The organism is Pedobacter sp. KBW01, from assembly GCF_003852395.1.
Taxonomy (GTDB): Bacteria; Bacteroidota; Bacteroidia; order Sphingobacteriales; family Sphingobacteriaceae; genus Pedobacter.
Genome location: NZ_QAJQ01000007.1, coordinates 388,341 through 405,730 on the forward strand (window position 1 = coordinate 388,341; position 17,390 = coordinate 405,730).

12 protein-coding genes are annotated in these 17,390 nt (G+C 40.3%); 4 read left to right on the forward strand and 8 right to left on the reverse strand.

Annotated elements, in window-relative coordinates; translation table 11 throughout:
* The first annotated feature begins 52 nt into the window (after positions 1-52).
* Both DBR40_RS08285 and DBR40_RS08290 read left to right on the forward strand, forming a co-directional pair.
* Entirely contained in the window at positions 53-367 is a 315-nt protein-coding gene (locus DBR40_RS08285; protein WP_233603833.1) for an RNA recognition motif domain-containing protein, read from the forward strand.
* A 239-nt stretch (positions 368-606) separates the two neighbouring features.
* Entirely contained in the window at positions 607-1,860 is a 1,254-nt protein-coding gene (locus DBR40_RS08290) for a Na+/H+ antiporter (protein ID WP_124559270.1), read from the forward strand.
* Between the two features lie 78 nt (positions 1,861-1,938).
* Here DBR40_RS08290 and DBR40_RS08295 read toward each other — a convergent pair whose 3' ends face one another.
* Both DBR40_RS08295 and DBR40_RS08300 read right to left on the reverse strand, forming a co-directional pair.
* Positions 1,939-3,090 (reverse strand): galactokinase, encoded by a 1,152-nt coding sequence (locus tag DBR40_RS08295; protein ID WP_124559271.1) that lies wholly within the window; start codon positions 3,088-3,090, stop codon positions 1,939-1,941.
* 11 nt (positions 3,091-3,101) lie between these two features.
* Positions 3,102-4,160, reverse strand: coding sequence for a UDP-glucose--hexose-1-phosphate uridylyltransferase (locus tag DBR40_RS08300; protein ID WP_124559272.1), 1,059 nt, complete (start codon positions 4,158-4,160; stop codon positions 3,102-3,104).
* A gap of 161 nt (positions 4,161-4,321) precedes the next feature.
* Between DBR40_RS08300 and DBR40_RS08305 the strand changes: the two genes are divergently transcribed.
* Both DBR40_RS08305 and DBR40_RS08310 read left to right on the forward strand, forming a co-directional pair.
* Complete coding sequence (locus DBR40_RS08305) at positions 4,322-5,020, forward strand: NUDIX hydrolase (RefSeq protein WP_124559273.1); 699 nt, start codon at positions 4,322-4,324, stop codon at positions 5,018-5,020.
* 127 nt (positions 5,021-5,147) lie between these two features.
* Positions 5,148-5,678 carry an OmpA family protein gene (locus DBR40_RS08310; protein ID WP_124559274.1) on the forward strand — a complete coding sequence of 177 codons (531 nt, stop codon included), beginning with the start codon at positions 5,148-5,150 and terminating at the stop codon, positions 5,676-5,678.
* Between the two features lie 108 nt (positions 5,679-5,786).
* Here the strand turns inward: DBR40_RS08310 and DBR40_RS08315 are convergent, their stop codons facing one another.
* The 6 genes from DBR40_RS08315 to DBR40_RS08340 form a co-directional block, all read right to left on the reverse strand.
* Complete coding sequence (locus DBR40_RS08315) at positions 5,787-6,644, reverse strand: family 16 glycosylhydrolase (protein ID WP_124559275.1); 858 nt, start codon at positions 6,642-6,644, stop codon at positions 5,787-5,789.
* 121 nt (positions 6,645-6,765) lie between these two features.
* Positions 6,766-7,959, reverse strand: coding sequence for a DUF4998 domain-containing protein (locus DBR40_RS08320; protein WP_124559276.1), 1,194 nt, complete (start codon positions 7,957-7,959; stop codon positions 6,766-6,768).
* Between the two features lie 21 nt (positions 7,960-7,980).
* Entirely contained in the window at positions 7,981-9,180 is a 1,200-nt protein-coding gene (locus DBR40_RS08325) for a DUF5000 domain-containing lipoprotein (RefSeq protein WP_124559277.1), read from the reverse strand.
* Positions 9,181-9,208: 28 nt separating this feature from the next.
* Positions 9,209-11,212, reverse strand: coding sequence for a RagB/SusD family nutrient uptake outer membrane protein (locus DBR40_RS08330; protein WP_233603834.1), 2,004 nt, complete (start codon positions 11,210-11,212; stop codon positions 9,209-9,211).
* A 23-nt stretch (positions 11,213-11,235) separates the two neighbouring features.
* The gene (locus DBR40_RS08335; protein WP_124559278.1) at positions 11,236-14,469 is read right to left on the reverse strand and encodes a SusC/RagA family TonB-linked outer membrane protein; all 3,234 of its coding nucleotides are present in this window, start codon (positions 14,467-14,469) and stop codon (positions 11,236-11,238) included.
* A 1,164-nt stretch (positions 14,470-15,633) separates the two neighbouring features.
* Positions 15,634-17,379: a RagB/SusD family nutrient uptake outer membrane protein gene (locus DBR40_RS08340; protein ID WP_124559279.1), complete on the reverse strand. Its 1,746-nt coding sequence runs from the start codon at positions 17,377-17,379 to the stop codon at positions 15,634-15,636.
* Between the last annotated feature and the right edge of the window lie 11 nt (positions 17,380-17,390).

Below are 17,390 nucleotides of genomic sequence, written 5' to 3' on the forward strand. Positions count from 1 at the left end.
CAGCTCAGGATAGAGAATCGTTTTGGTCTATGTTCGAAAAATAACAGTACAAATGGTTAAGATTTTTATAGGTGGCCTCCCTGACAACATCCAAGAGATGGATCTGGCAATTTTTGTTAGCCTTCATGGCAGAGTGGAAACAATTAAAGTTGTTCGCGATAGAGCTACAGGAAAGTGCAAAGGCTATGCTTTTTTAGAAATCTTTAGTCTTGCAGATGCCAAAAACATTGTTTCTACCCTAAATGGAGAATCGTTTAAAGGCAATATCATAACGGTTAAAATTTCGGAGGAAGAAAACAAAACTCAACCTGTTAAGCCAAAAGCAAGCCAACCTTTTAAAACCAAAAGACCACGTTTACAGCGATAATTTTATTGTTCAGAGCCTAAACTGTTTAGCCTACCATTAAGCCGTGTTGTAATTGTACCTGAACAGTATGGCATCACCATTTCTATATCCTTACTGAATTTCTTACTGGCAATAGCTGCTTTTTCCTTGCAATAAGGAATCGTTGCATTTAAATATTCCTAAGCTCCGCAACGTTTTTTGACTGTAACTTTTGCAAATCAGTTTCAAAGCCATATTTTGCAAGCCAGTTAAGCCCTGCTATGGAAAATTACACCATCGTTATATTTATTTTAGTTGTGATGATTGGCCTTTCATCAGTTGCCGACCATATTAAAATTCCCTACCCGGTTTTATTAATTATTGCAGGAATAGCGGTTGGTTTTATACCGGCTTTACGGCCAATTGATATTAATCCGGAAATTATTTTTTTAATCTTCCTCCCCCCGCTGCTCTACGATGCTGCTTTTAACATTTCCTTTAAAGAGTTTAAAACCAACATTAACACCATTGCAACGCTATCAATTGGTTTGGTTTTTATTACCGCAATTGGTATTGCAGTGGTAGCGCACTACATGATTCCGGGCATGAGCTGGCCAGTTTCTTTTGTATTAGGCGCTATTTTATCGGCTACAGATGCAGTTGCAGCCATGAGTATTACCAAAGACCTTGGCCTATCGCACAAAACAAATACAATTTTAGAGGGTGAAAGCCTGGTAAATGATGCGTCGGCATTGGTAGCCTACCGCTTTGCAGTAGCTGCCGTAACCGGAACTGCTTTTGTATTCTGGAAAGCATCGTTATCGTTCGCTATTTTAATGGCTGGTGGTTTTATAACCGGAATGGTAATGGCGAGAATTCTAGCTTTTATACTCAAAAGAATTCATGATAACCGTTTGGCGACCATAAGTTTCATGTTGTTAATGCCTTTTGTAACTTATTTAATTGCTGAAGAAGTTCACGTATCAGGGGTTATTGCAGTGGTAATTTTAGGTTTGGGGATTTCGAGGTTTAGCAACCAGGTATTCCCCGAGCAGCTAAAAAACCAATCTAAAAACATCTGGGATATCATTATTTTCCTTTTAAACGGACTGATTTTTATTTTAATTGGTCTGCAATTTCCTCATGTGTACAAGAGCATCAATCAAGCCTATATTTTACCTTACATCGGTTACTCGCTGGTGATTACCATTGTTGCTTTGCTGCTGAGGATGGCCCGTGTTTTTCTGCAAAAAATAAACCTTCAAAAAGCATTTCAAAAAGGAAAACACCGGATTACGGAAGCTGCATTGCTGGATTTTAAAAACAGCCTTATCATCAGCTGGTCGGGCATGCGGGGAATTGTTTCGCTGGCCATTGCCATTGGTTTACCTGCCACCCTTGCCGATGGAAGTGCTTTTCCTCAGCGTAATGCCATTATATTTATTTCGGTAGCAGTGGTATTGTTTACGCTAATTGGCCAGGGATTAAGTTTACCCTGGCTGGTAAAAAAACTGGCAAACGAAAAAGAGCAATAAGCCAGGCATAAAAAAAGGAATAAAACTAAATGCCTTATCCCTTAATTCAATTATTGGTAATTATATATTTGGTTTGTTTTAGCTAAACAAGCTGGTGCCGTTATCAGTTTGCACGGTATAAGCATCCAGTTTAAGTCCAAACTGCATTTGATATTTAGTAGAGAGTTCCTCAATCAGGGCAGGGATATTTTCTTCTTTCACAATATTGATGGTGCAACCACCAAAACCACCGCCCATCATCCTTGCGCCTAAAACGTAATCTAATGGTTTAACCGTATCAACCAGGAAATCGAGTTCTTTACAACTTACTTCATAAGCTGCGCTCAAACCTTCATGCGTTTCGAACATCAGTTTACCCAAACTTTTTAAATTGCCGTTTTCCAATTGCTCAGCTGCATTTAACAGGCGACCAATTTCTTCTACTACGTAGCCGCATTTAGCGTAAACCTCGGCATCTTTTGGCTTCACAAATTCCTCCAGCATAGCTAAATTTACATCACGCAAGCTGTTAACATTAGGATAGTGTTCCTTTACCCAACTTACACCCTGCTCGCACTGTTGTCTTCTTTTGTTGTAAGCAGAATCAGAAAGGGCATGTTTTACATTCGTATTTAAGAGTAAAAGTTTATACCCATCCAGTTTTAAAGGAATGTAAATGTGCTTCATCGACCGGCAATCGAGCATCATAGCATGGTCTTTTTTACCAAACACCGATGCAAACTGATCCATAATACCACAATTAACGCCAGCAAAAGTTTGTTCGGCTTTTTGAGCAATCAGGGCAAGATCCATCTTAGGTACTGATAGTGAGAAAAGCTGATCTAAGGCAAATCCTGTGGCACACTCAACCGCAGCAGAAGAAGATAAACCGGCACCCAAAGGCACATCGCCATCAATGTAAAAGTTAAATCCGCCCAGTTTGTAACCGCGCTCTTTTAACTGATCGGCCACACCCAGTATGTAATTGGCCCAGCTATTTTCTGATTGCTTTAAATCGTTAACAGATGAAATATCAAATTCCTGATAGCTTTCTGAAAACAAGTGGATTTCGTGATCATCTCTTTTCGATATGGCCACATAAATAGCCTTATTAATGGCCGCAGGCATCACAAAACCTTCGTTATAATCGGTATGCTCGCCAATAATATTAATCCTTCCGGGCGAACGAACCAAAATAGGCTCGGTATTGAAAAGCTTTTTAAAGGTACTTTTTAAATGTTGTGCGTTCATGAATTCACTCCTTAATCTTTCTTAATATTTTTATAGTGTTCGGTCGACATTCCTCTTAACCTGCTTGCTGCAAACTCGGCAGTAATATCGCGTTGCGGATTGGCCAGCATTTCGTAACCAACCATAAACTTCTTAACTGTTGCCGAGCGCAACAATGGCGGATAAAAGTGCATGTGCCAGTGCCATTCGGGATAATACCCGTTATTTACAGGTGCCTGGTGCATCCCTGCTGAATAAGGAAAAGAGGTTTCGAACAGGTTATCGTATTTGGTGGTTAATACTTTAATGCCTTCGGCCAGAGATTTCTTTTCTGACTCCGTAAATAACTTGATGCTGTTAACATGACGCTTACTGATAATCATGGTTTCGTAAGGCCAAACTGCCCAAAACGGAACCAGCACAACGAAATGATCATTTTCAAAAATGATACGCTCATTCTTTTTCAGCTCCAGTTTTAAATAATCGCCCAGTAAACTTCTCCTGTGGATAGCATAATGTGTTTTCTGGCGTTCGGTCTCTTTGGCAATTTCGAGCGGAATATCGCTTTGCGACCAAATCTGTCCGTGTGGATGTGGATTACTGCAACCCATTATTTCCCCTTTATTTTCGAAAATCTGGATGTATTTGATCCATTCATTTTCGGCCAGGCTATTAAATTCATTTTGCCAAACATTTACTACAGCCGTTATGCCCTCAACACTCATTTCGGGTAAGGTAAGGTTATGTTTTGGGCTGAAACTGATTACCCTGCAAAGCCCTCTCTGGTTATTGGCTACGAGTAAATCGTTCTCGTTCATCTCGTTTTGAGGTGTATCTTCAAGCAATGCCGCAAAATCGTTATTAAAAACAAAGCTTTCGGTATACTCGGGATTGCTATCGCCATCTGCCCTGCCATTGCCCGGGCATAAATAGCATTTTGGATCGTATTCGGGGCGGTTATCAGGTGTAATATCTTCAACCTTACCTTGCCAGGGTCTTTTGGTACGGTGAGGCGAAACTAAAATCCATTCGCCCGTTAATATATTTAAGCGGGTATGCGGATTACTGTCGAGTTCGAATGTCTGGTTCATCTTGTTTGATATAATTGGTTAGAACAGTCAGCCTGATTAGCACAACTTATCTACGCCGCCAAATTATAAAATTATTATTAATTGTCAAAACGACAATTAATAATAATTTTTATATTCGTGAAAATTTGAACATATTAACGGTTCAAAACATGAATTAAGAAATGATTGAATATTCAGGACAGCAGCATTACCTTGTTGCTGTTGATTGTATTGTATTTGGCTTTGATGGCGAACACCTTAAAATTTTATTGGTTAAAAGGGGCCTGGAGCCTGAAATAAATAAATGGAGTTTAATGGGTGGCTTTGTTGGGCCAGATGAAAGTCCGGATGATGCGGCCAACCGGGTATTGAAAAAAATGACTGGTTTGGAAGGAGTTTACCTGGAACAGATGCAAATTTACGGTGAGCCGAAGCGCGATCCGATAGAACGCACCTTATCGGTAGGTTATTTTGCACTGATTGATATCCATAAATATGAAACGCAGTTAAATGACGACTATGAAGCAGAGTGGTTTTTGATTAACGAACGTCCTAGGCTGATTTTCGACCATAACCAAATGGTGGCTGATGCACGGAAAAAGCTGCGCTATAAAGCATCGCTCCACCCTATTTTGTTTGAAATGCTGCCCAAAAAGTTTACCATCCCACAACTGCATATTCTTTTTGAAGAAGTTAACGATACTAAAATCGATACCCGGAACTTTAGCCGTAAAATTACTTCAACAGGTTTGCTGATTAAACTGGCCGAAAAAGACAAAACAGGATCGAAAAAAGGGGCATTTTATTTTAAACTGGATAAAAAGAAATATACTGCCAACTCGCAGGCCTTCTTAAACTTAATGCCCAATTTAAAAGTATAAACCAGTTTGTTTTTGAGCATTTCGGCGCTGTAGTATAAGTTCTTTTAAAAATCATCGTTATAGCTATAATCATTTATTAGTATGTTTGGCAACAAAACACACAATAAACTTAAATTAATCTAAGAACATGAACATTACCAAGAAACTTTTATTTACAGCGCTCGTTGCATCATTTACCCTAAGCCTTTACTCGTGCAAAACAAAAAAACTGGTAGCTAAACCTGCTCCGGCACCTGTTGAGAAACCGGCTCCGGTTGAAGAGAAAAAACCAGCTCCGGCACCTGAAAAAGAGCCAGAAAAACCTGCTCCAGTTGAAAAACCTAACTTTAACCTCGACAATATTCAGTTTGAATTTAATTCGTTCGTATTAAAAACATCGTCTTTTTCTATCTTAGATAAAGCTGTTTCAGAAATGAAAAAATCGCCTGAGACAAAGTTTATACTTAACGGTTATTCATCGGCAGAAGGAACGCCGGAACATAATATGCAATTATCTGTTGACCGTGCAAATGCAGTAAAATCTTACTTTGTAAACGCTGGTTTAAACGGAACTAATTTTGCGGTTGTTGGCCATGGGGAGAAAAATCCGGTTAGCAACAACAACAGCGAAGAAGGCAGAATTATAAACAGAAGAACTGAAATTAAGGTTCAGAATTAATTTCCATAGAAAAGTCGTCATCTCGACTGAAGCGCCGCGAGCGGAGAGATCTTTAAATAGATTTATCGACTCCGTTGTACTTCGCTCGAAATGACGACATTTTTATATTTATTTTTGATAAACCCTTACATATTCTACCTCCATCCGGTTCGGAAAACGGGTATCATTCAGGTCACCACCATTCATACCACCCAAAGCCAAATCGAACAGGATATAATGCTTTTGCTTAAAAGGATGGAACGTTGTTCCGTTTTCATTCTCCAGCTGTCTCAGTAGGGTTTTATTCATTAAAACATCATCAACAAAAAGGCTGATAGCTGTTTCGTCCCAGTCCATTCGCCAGGTATGAGATTCGGAAGCCCATTTCTTTCCACCAAGCGAATCGGTTGCTTTGCTATTGCTAAACCATTTGGGTTTATCGTTTTTACCCATACTGGCAATGTTTGCGAGTAATTTACCCCTGTAATATTCCATTATATCAATTTCGCCATTGGCCGGCCAGCGACCTTTTAAGCCTAAAGTCCAGAATGCTGGCCACAAGCCTGCTGAAATGTCTATTTTAGCTTTCATTTCGAAACGACCATATTGCCAGCTTTGCAAATCTTTGGTAATGATACAGGCCGAAGTATATTCGATATTTTGAGACTTTTTGCGCCAGTCTTTACTTCCTGCTACATACAAAGGATTAGGCTTTTGTTCTTTCCGGGCTTCAATAATTAGCTTACCATCTTTACAAAAAGCATTTTCGTCCTGGTACCATTGTAATTCTTCATTGCGTACAAAACCTTTTTCGTAAGTCCAGTTGGCTGGATTGGGTGCTCCATCTTTTTCAAATTCATCGCTCCAAACCAATTTATAACCTTCGGTTGCATATTTGGCAGAAACATCTTTAACTTTTTTTACCGCGCAAGACTGGATAACAATAGTTAATAATAAAATGAGGCAGGTTTGAATGTGTTTTTGCATGAGTTGATTTTGGGAACTAAATTAATATTCTTTTAAAGAAAAATTCCCAGGGTTTCTTTTCAGATAGCCCTGGGAATAAATTTACTTAACCATTGTAATGGTTAAATGTTAAAACAAATGATTAGAGAGATTTAAGCGTAACTTCTTTTACAATCCAAAACTGATTGCCCGATGCTGTCAGCATCGTGGCAAGAAAGCCAATTGATACTGTTGTTGATTGCGTTAAGGTAAATTGAAACTTGTTGTTGGCGAAGTTGGTATAGCCTAATGATGTGGACACATTGGCAACATCGGGCAGGGTATTACCAGCTGCTGCTACAATGTAAACCGGATCTTTTGCTTCATTTTTGGCCATGGTAATTTCGAAACTATAGCTACCTGCCGGAAGCGTAAAAGTTTGGTATATTTTGCCATTGGTAATTTGTGCAGTACCATCCCAACCCATTTCCATGGCAAGGCATCCGCCCTGATCAGAGCACCAACCACCTAAACCGCCATGGTTACGGATGTTATCGGTAACAGTCCAATCGGCAATATTACGCCACCTACCACCGCTTGCTGCAGCAATGAAAGGGTTTCCCTTGTTCTTAAAGTAGGTTGCCGTAATATCAGCTCCTACACGCTGTGTTTGAAAAGCTGTAGAAAAGGTATCGATAGAAACGGTATCGGGCAAGAACAGGGTACGGTACCTTAAACCTGTACCAGGTTTAATATCCGGTATAGCCGTTGTGGTTTCATCGATTTTGGTCCTGATTTTTTTAATTACATTGGTTAAACTGGTGTACTCTACTTCTGTGGCAAATACTCCGGTTAACCTATCCATACCTTGCCAGGTAATGGTAGTTGCGCCACTGGCGTTGGTAAATGCCGATTCAATAGGCCTGTTAAACAACGATGACTGGTACCTTGCGCCATATGATCTTCCGGTTTTATATACCGGAATAGATTTATTTCCGGCTGCATCGTAAGTATAAATCTGAAAGTTCTGCACGCCTTCCTGTACGTTTTCTACAAAATATTTTAAGGTATCGGTAGCATATTTTTTCTTTACAGGTATCACTACCGAATCGGCCCTGTTGTTCCAGAATATTTTGCATTGGGTTACTTTCGGGTCGGAAAGAAACAAGCCCCTGATGTACACCCTGTTGCTACCCGACATTATTTTTACCGAATCTAGCTTTCCGGTATAAGAAATCTCACCTTTTTCGGTAAACTTTTTGTAATCATCAGATTTGGTACAGGCCATAAAAGTGCCTGCCCATGCGAACATAAAAGCTAGTTTTAGGGTTCTGATATATGTTTTTTGATTATTCATCTCTAAAATTCTGTTTAGTAATTATCTCGGATCGCCATAAAGCTGTACTTCTGATACGCTCATGAATGTATTACCCTGCCAATTGTTGATGGATTTAATGCGGATGTACCTCACCTTTTTCAGGCCCACAGCAAAATTGTAGCTGATACCAGCATTTGCAAAAGCATAATCTTCGCTGGTTTGCACGCCATAAGCACTTTTAGAAGGTTTTGTAGAGCTGTATTTACCTAACATTACCCAGTTGTTAAAGCTGCCATCTGCCGGTGGATTATCGGTTCCCCAGATTTCGAAGTCTTTTAAATTACCGCCATAATAATAGGTACGACCAGCATTTAAGTATTCGGGATAATTCCAAACCACAATACGGCTCATTGTTGCCACTTTACCTAAATCGAAAGTTACCCATTGCGGGGTAAGTACCGATGGCTTGGTTAAGCATACACTTGGCCAGTCGATAATGTTACCATCCCACATTTTAGCTACACCAGTACCACCATATTCCTGAGGGGTATCGGTTGGCAGAATAACTTCTTTGTAACCTGATTTGGGAAGCGCTGTTTCGTAAAGCGGTTTCAAGGTAGTAAAAAGGGTATCGCTATAATTTAACCATCTATCGCGTATGGTAATGGCAAATTTCTGGCTCAGGGTATCTAGTCCTCTTACCGATTGATCGATATCTATAGCCGCGGTATAAATATTTTTCGATGTTGGCACATATTTGCCCTTAGATAAAACCAAAACCTCAATTGCCAGATCAGCCTTGGATGGATTACTTCCTTTAAAGTTTAAACCACCAAAATCGGCTACTGCCTTAAGGCTTCGGTAAACACCCCAAATAGGATTTTCGAGGGGTTTAACCTTAACAATAGTCGGTTCAGAAGCCGTTTCACTTCTGTTTACCGCGTAAATTTTCACTTCATGTTCATTAGTGTCGCCAAAGCCTTCTACTAATAAAGTGTTGCCATAATAAGAAGTTTTCACTTCCATTTCTTGCCCGTTTGCCAGGTAATAAACCGCTTTAACATACAACAAATCTTTATCGGCAGGTAAGCTGAAAGTAATACTGGCATTACCCGGACCATTGGTAACCGAAACATTGGCTACCTTACCCGGAGGGGTGGTGTTATTTTCTAACGGTCCTAATACATCCTGCTTACAGCTCGAAAAGGCTACTGTTAAACTCAACAGGAATAACAACAGGTTTCTATTTATTCTTTTCATATCGAATATTTTTAATCATCAGTTAATACTACCAACCTGGGTTTTGAACCAGCTTAGGGTTTACAGTTAAATCATAAGTTCTTAATGGCCATAAGTAATCGCGCGGGGCCACAAAATTCTGGTTAAAAATGGTTCTCACACGGTAATATTCTGAAGCGGTTGGTTGATAAACACTCCAGCCTGTAATGGATTGATTAAACATTTCTGCTGCACGTTTCCAGCGTTTAATATCCCAGTAGCGACTTCCTTCAAATGCCATTTCAATCAGTCTTTCCTGCTGGATAATTTCGCGCATACCATCTTTGGTGGTGTACTTACCTGGATTGTTTGAAAAATTGGTCCATGCGTTTTGTACGGTCGGTAAACCTGCCCTTGTTCTGATGCGGTTAATGTATTCGTAAACATCAACCGATGGCGCAGCAAGGGTTTCGTTTAAAGCCTCGGCATACATTAAATAAAGATCGGCCATTCTTACCTGCGGCCATGGATAATCGCGGTAACTGGCACCATTTGTACCGTTAATCATATTCCAATCGACCAGTTTTTTGATAAAATAACCTGTTTCGTTGTACCAGCCGAAGTTGTTTGCGCCGGCTACCTGGTTCGATTTACCTTCCAGTACGAAGGTGCCTTCATCGGAATTGGTCGGGCTATCGTATTTATACCAGATTCCGCCATCAAAACCTAAATCGGCATAAAACCTTGGCTCTCTGTCGAAATTGATCCTTGCAGTGGTATAACCTTCTTTTACATAAAAACGTTCGCTTTTAACTGCTGTACGCAGCGTGTATTTATTGGTAAAATCGAGGGTCTTATCTTCGTTAATGGGCACTCCGTTTTTGCTGTAAAACATTTCAGCAATTTTTAACGGCGGGGCCAGTTGCTGCCTTGCGCTACCTACCACAACCGTTAAAGCCAAACGCGGCATTGCTGCCCGTTGCATATTAAAAGTTCTGCTGTTTGGGTTTGCCCAAACATGCTCCAGGTTGGCATTGAAACGCTCTGTTACCGCACCTTTAATGGTAAGTTGTCTAAGTGTAGTATCAGATAATTTGAAAGTAGTACCTGGAAACTGGTATAGCTTAAAGCCAGCAGCTTCAGCACCATCAATAGCCGCTTTGGCAGCATCAGCAGCCTTTTTCCATTTATTGGCATCGTATGCGGTATTGAACAGCATTACTCCGTCTTTATCTCTGAAGTTACTATAGTCGGTATTTCCGTTAAACAAAGGACTTGCTGCTGTTAATAAAAGTTTGGCTTTAATGGCCAATGCAATGGGTTTGGTAATACGCCCCAGTTCGGTGCTTTTATCGGTAATAATCTGCGGCAAGCCCGGAATAGCCTCATCCAGTAAGCCCGATACGTAATTTACACACTCATCAAAAGGCATACGTTTAACCCGTACTTCTTCTTCGCTGGCGCTAATGCCTAAGTTTGTATCGATAATCGGAATCGGGCCGTACATCCGTAACAGGTAGAAATTATAATACGCTTTTAAAAATTTCACCTCAGCAATCCAACGTTGGCGTTCGTTTAAACTCAGATCCGGAATTTTACTCTGATCCTGTACATTTTCCAAAAAGATATTACAGTTTCTGATGGCTTTGAACAAACCATAATCTCCACCAGGGTTATCATTGTAGTTGTAAACGTTACCACCGCCCTGATAGCGGCCATTCCATGCATCTAAATATGGATTTTCGGCTCCCTGCCCGCCCCTGGCCGCTCTCCAGCCATAAGAAATAAATTCCCTCTCATCCAGCGAAGTCCAGATTTCATCACCAGCCATAAAACCAGCATTTAATAAGGGATCTCCATCTTTGGGTAAGAAAGAATAACAGGTAAACAGATATTTTTCGGCTTCGTTCCTTAAAGTGAAGGCATTATCGATCGTAGCCACATTATCGGGAACGATATCGAGGTATTTTTTGCAAGAGCTCACCGATAAAACGATGACCAGTACAGCCAGTGTTAGTTTGGCCATACCTGCCTTTGCCATGTATTTTCGAAATAAAATATTATTGATTTTCATATTGTTATTTTTAAGCTCAATGGTTAGAATGAAACATTTAAACCTAAATTGTATACGGTTTGAACAGGATAGCCCAAGCCGTTTCCGCCCATTTCAGGATCCCACAGTTTGAAGGCACTTATGGCCCCAAGGTTGGTGGCGTTAGCGTAAATACGGGCACTGCTTAAACCCAGTCTTTTCTGTAGTTTGGTTTGCAGGTTGTAGCCCAACTCCACACTTTTCAACCTTAAGAAGGCACCATTGCGCATCCACCAGGTTGAGGTACGGGTATTGTTGTTTACAAAATTAGGGCTTAAACGTGGCCAGAACGCATAACTATCGCGATTCTGCTCAGACCAGTGACTATCGGCAATAACTTTCAGTAATCCGTTCTGTGTAACATTAGGATTGCCAGATTCGTTATTAAGTACAAAAGGAGAAATATTACCCGGATTGATGAAAAATGAAGACCTCGCAGAGCCTTGAAAAAACGCCGATATATCGAAACCTTTAAAACCAAACGTACCACCAAAACCATAAACAATCTCAGGACTGGTAGGTAAACCGATTGGCACCTGATCTACATCACTGATAATACCATCGCCATTTACATCCCTGTACTTAATATCGCCACCACCATAATCTAAGCCTGGTACGCCCGAAAACTGAACCGGTGAGTTTTTAGCTTCAGCATCATCAACAAATAAACGCTCTGCAATGTAACCGAATGCCTGGGTAGTTGGTAAGCCAATGTGGTAACGGTAAGTTTCATTGGCATTAAAAGAAGGTTCATCGTAAATTAAGATTTTATTGGTAGCGTAGGTAAAGTTACCTCGTAACTGCAAAAACATGTTGCTACTGAAAGACTTGTTATAGCTGGCCGAAAAATCGACACCTTTACTTTCTGCTTTGTTGGTATTTGCCCTTACAGAAGCTTGCAAGCCCATGGAGCTCGGTATAAATGTCCTGTCGGTTAAAATGTTCGACCGTTCATTTTTATAAATATCGAAGGTTAGATTTAAGCTATTGAACAAGGTCATATCTAAACCAATATTGGTTTGTTTAGAGCGCTCCCAGGTAATTAAAGGGTTCGAATAGCGCGATATCGAAATACCGTTTCGGTAGTATAAACCATCTTCTCCAAAGCTTGCACCAAATGTGCCGTTGTTCATGTTTACTTCCGAAAGATAAAAGAAGCGGTCGGCAGCGTTTCCAATCTGATCGTTACCTACCAAACCATAAGTTGCCCTTAGTTTTAAGCTGTTAATTACTGAGGTTAAGGGTTTAAAGTAATTTTCATTCGAAATGATATAGCCTAAACCAAACGAAGGGAAGAAACCAAAACGGTTATTTTCTGCAAAACGTTCAGACCCATTGTAACCAAAGTTAAATTCAGCTAAATAACGGTTATCGTAACCATAAGTGGCCCTACCGGATACGCCCTGGTTACGAGAAGGAAGTGAAAGTTGCAAACTACCGGGATTTGCCGCTAAATAATTACGCATAGTGGTAATGAGCATTGCACCTACAGCATGTTTCTCTTTAAAAGTACGGTTGTAGTTGGCAGAAAACTCTGCATAAAAAGTAGAGTTTAAATCTTTTGTTCCTTCAGAATAACCCAAATACTCAGTACCTACGTTACCAATTGATAAGGCACCACCACCATTAATTAAACTCAGCCCAATTGATTTATCGGGTTGCTCGGTAGCCGAATAATAGAAAGGGTTATAGGCACGTGAAATATCAAAATACGAATACCTGCGGGCATAGCTCATCATCCTCGCGGTTAAACCAGGTGTAATGAATTTTAAATCCTGCTTAATTTCAATCTGAGTTTGCAGCGTCGAAGCATTTTTATCCTGGTAACCTTTAACCATCTCGGCATAAGGGTTCATGTATAATCCGCCTCTTGGCGAAATGGCGTTACCAAATAAAGGGTGATTGCTAAAAGGCGATAAACTGCCCGGATAAACTGCAGGGAACATTACCGGGTTAGACCATATCGCCCTGTTAAAGGTTGCGCCACCTCCACCTACCGGGCCAGTGTAATCATCGAACTGGCCATAAACCCTGATAATCGCCTCGGTGGTATTGGTTAAGTTAATGTTTACGTTAGAACGAACCGAGTAGTTTTTCAACTTGATATTGCTGTTGAAGTTATTTAAATCAGCAACTTTTAACACCCCGTTATCAATATTATAGGTACCGGCTATGTAATAACTGGCTTTGGTACCACCGCCCGAAATGTTGAGGTTATACCTTTGGTTGATGGTATAATCTTTAATCAATTGCTCAATCCAATTATTGTTTGGATAAAGCAATTCATTTTCACCTGCAGCAGTAGCATCTATTTTGGTTTGCAAATAAGGCAATATGGCTAATCTGTTACGCGTAAGCGCGGCTTCATTAGCCAGTTTCATATAGGTAACGTTATCCGCAAACTGGAAATTTTTGGTATTTGATGACAGAGAAGATTCGGCCCTGAAACCAAATTTGGTTTGACCAGCAACACCCGACTTGGTTAAAATAAGTACTACTCCATTTGCACCCCTTGCACCATATACAGCCGATGCCGTTGCATCTTTTAATACGTTAAAAGAAGAAATATCATCGGGCTGCAAACGTGCCATGTCATTTTGGGTCGATTCGATACCATCGATCAAAATCAAAGGATCTTGCTTACCTGCACCGAAAGTACCCAAACCACGGATGAAAAACTGTGCATTATCAGCCCCAGGTTCACCGCTACGCTGATAAGCAATCATACCCGCTACTCTACCCGCCATCATGGTGGTTAAATTACTGGTTGGCCCCTTCAGCTCTTTGGGATTAATTGCCGTAATAGAACTGATTACACTTGTTTTCTTTTGTGTACCAAAACCTACAACGGCTACCTCTTCTAATGAACTCTCATCTGAAGATAGGGTTATGTTGACTACATAAATCCCTTCGGCATTTTTATCGTAATTGGCAACAGCCACATTTTTAGGCTTATACCCAACCAATGTGAACAACAGTTTACCTGTTCTGGGTAATTTGATGGTATAACGTCCGAACTCGTCGGTAGAAATACCGCGGTTGGTACCCGATACCTTAACGTTTACACCTGGCAGGCCACCAAGCGTATCTTTTACCACCCCTCTAACAGTTATATCGCTTTGTGCAGCTGCTGTTAGGCATGAGGTGGTGATTACGAGGTAGACCAAAAATTGAAAAATCGGCTTTAAAGCCTTCGTCCACTGACTGAGCGGGATTTTCTTCGGTAATTTTTTCTTCATAAAATGGTTTAATTGGTTAGTTATTCTTGACCGGATTCCTACCCCTCTCTGAAATGTAAAGGCAATAAGTTGCTCATCCGATCGAAAATATTTTCGTCAGCTATATTTGGAATCAGAGCCTGCGCTCTAAATTCCAGGTCTTTCTTAGTTAATTGATTTGCTCTTACAGCAGCATCAGCGCGGTGTTATTTTTGCCTGAGCTGTAAAATGTTTTTTGGAGTAGGTTTAACTTTCTTCATATATTTTGTTTTAGGTGTTTTAGAGAGAGATCTGGAGTACCGGATAGCATCATCAAGCGATTTTGTTTTAAAGAGGATGTTCTGGTTTATTTGCTCTTTGTCTTTTCATGATCAGTTTTTAGGTTTGGTTTGAATTCGGAAAAAACTGGGTGCAACATTCATTTTTAAAATTGCTACAACCATCAATTATCCCAGGTAGTTAATCTTCGAATAATTTGGATCGGCTTATATCTTATACTTGGTTTTAACAAATTAACCATAAAAAAGAGGCTGCTAGTGAGGGGTAATCCGGTAATAAAAAGGGGGCAAATTGTTATTTTTTATCCTTTTTTGGGCTTTTTAGCGCTTTTCGAATAAAAATTCATTTTTATAAACGTCAATTATACGTTTATAATCAAAAACTTATGACGGTAATTTCCCTGCTACATAAACTGGGATTTTGAGCGTTTGATTGTGCTCAAAAACTAAAATCTACTGCTCTAAACGATCTAATGTTTGATGTGTTTTAATCTGGTATCAATGGTCTTTCTCAGACTCCGGAATCAGCTGGTATAAACTATTTCTGAAATGCTTTTTTAAACCTTTGTGAAAAAAATTATGATTTGGTGCTGCTGATGGCAGGAAGCTTTCCTTTAAATTTGGTATTTTTAACAACAGTGCAGGCAATTATTTAACCGCAAAGTATGCAAAGAGAAGGCAGGGGAATACTCTATTTAACCACAGAGCAAACAGAGAAAAGGCACAGCGCACGCTAAGCAATGCTGGACGCAACATTTCTAACTACATGAAAAATAGGCTCCTTGCGGTTTGGTGGTTTATAAATTTTAGCGTTAACAACCTTCGCGTGCTTTGCGGTTAAAAAACAAAAAAGCTCCCCAACCGCACAAAACAGTTGAGGAGCCAGAATAAATATAAAAGGACGGGGTTAATATCCAGGATTTTGAAGCATTGATGGCATTTTAGCAACCTCTGATTGCGGAATCGGCATTAAATAATGTTGTGGGTTGAAAACATGCAAACGAATGGTGTTAACCGTTTGATAAGTATAAACGCTACCAGTTTTAGTGATGTTGATAGCTTTATTGTAGCCGTTATTTACAGCAACACCAATTTTCCAGCGACGGATATCGTTCCAGCGGTGATCTTCGTTCATCAGCTCAATTCGACGTTCGTTCTGGATTACCGCACGCATCTCGTCTACAGTCATATTGGCTTTCAAACCATAAAGATTATCTGCACCAGCGGTTATACCAGCCCTTTTCCGGATGGCCACTAGTTTTGGGTAGGCTAAAGCTGTTTGGCCGGTTTCATTAATCGCCTCAGCATAATTTAAAAGTATTTCGGCGTAGCGGATTAAAGGCCATCCTCTTTCAGTGTTGAATGAGCTGTTGCTCGAGATATTCTCATCACACATTTTACGGGCATAATAACCAGTAGTGGTTGGTCCGGTCCCGTTTGAGGTATAACCATCTGTAGGTGCTCCGTTATAGGTATTTACAACAATCTTAGAACTGGTAGTGGTGCTGTAATAAAGCGATTGGTTATAAATAATTGAGTAACCAAAACGAGGGTCACGATTGGCATAGGGATTTGCGGGATCAAAACCAGAGGTTGCATCAGTGATCGCTTTTCCATTTTTCATCGGGAATGCCTCTGCCAGCTGTTGCGTTGGTGTAGAGTTTTTAGCGCCACCCCTTGAAGGAGGATTGTAATAACCTTCAAAATCGCGGTTAACAGGGCGATTAAAGGCAAAAATGTATTCGGAATTTACCCTTTTTAAGAAAACATTGTAAAAACCATAGCCTGGTGCCGTAGTATTATCTTCAAAAAGACTGTAAGTACCGGTATTAATCAAAGCTTCAGCAGCATCGGCGGCTTTTTGCCAGCGGGCAACGCTATAAGCCGGGTAACTTACAATAGGTTTTACAGCTCCAGAAGCCTGATCGATTGCTCCTCCATTAAACAATGGACTAGCTGCATACAATAAAACACGAGATTTTAGTGCCATACAGGCTCCTTTCGTTGCACGACCATAATCCTGCTCGGCATAATCGGCTGTTACAGGTAAAATACTCGCTGCAGCATCCAGCTCAGAGGTAATGTAGTTAACGGTTTCTTCGAACGATGATCTTGGCAAATCAATTACATCGCTAATGCCATACACACTGTCGCCATTTATAGGTACACCTCCAAAATTGATCAATAAAAAGTGGTAATACCAGGCCCTTAAAAATTTCAATTCGCCCTGAATGCGTTTCTTTTTAGCATCAGAAAGTGGAATAACCGGCAGTTTAGATAACATGAGGTTTACTCTTCGGATATTGGTGTAGGGGGTGGTCCAAAAATCGGGTAAACCGCCGCCACTCCAGAAATTGGTAGGCGAAAGTGTACCGTTATACATAATTACGGCATTTTGAGTTGGCCCCGAGTAAGCATATTCTGCATCATCGGTAGCCATTTCGGTATTGCCATGACTACTAAAACGTCCCTTGGTAAAACTATAACTCGTAGCGCTGTATATCTGGGTTAAAAACCTGATCGATTTTAAGCTGTCAGAAAAAACTGTAGCCTCAGTTTCACCCGTATCGGCTTTGCTATCCAGAAAATCGCTCCCTTTCTTACATCCAGCGATTGCTGCACATAAGCATATCATTAATATTATTCTTTTCATATCAAGATTTA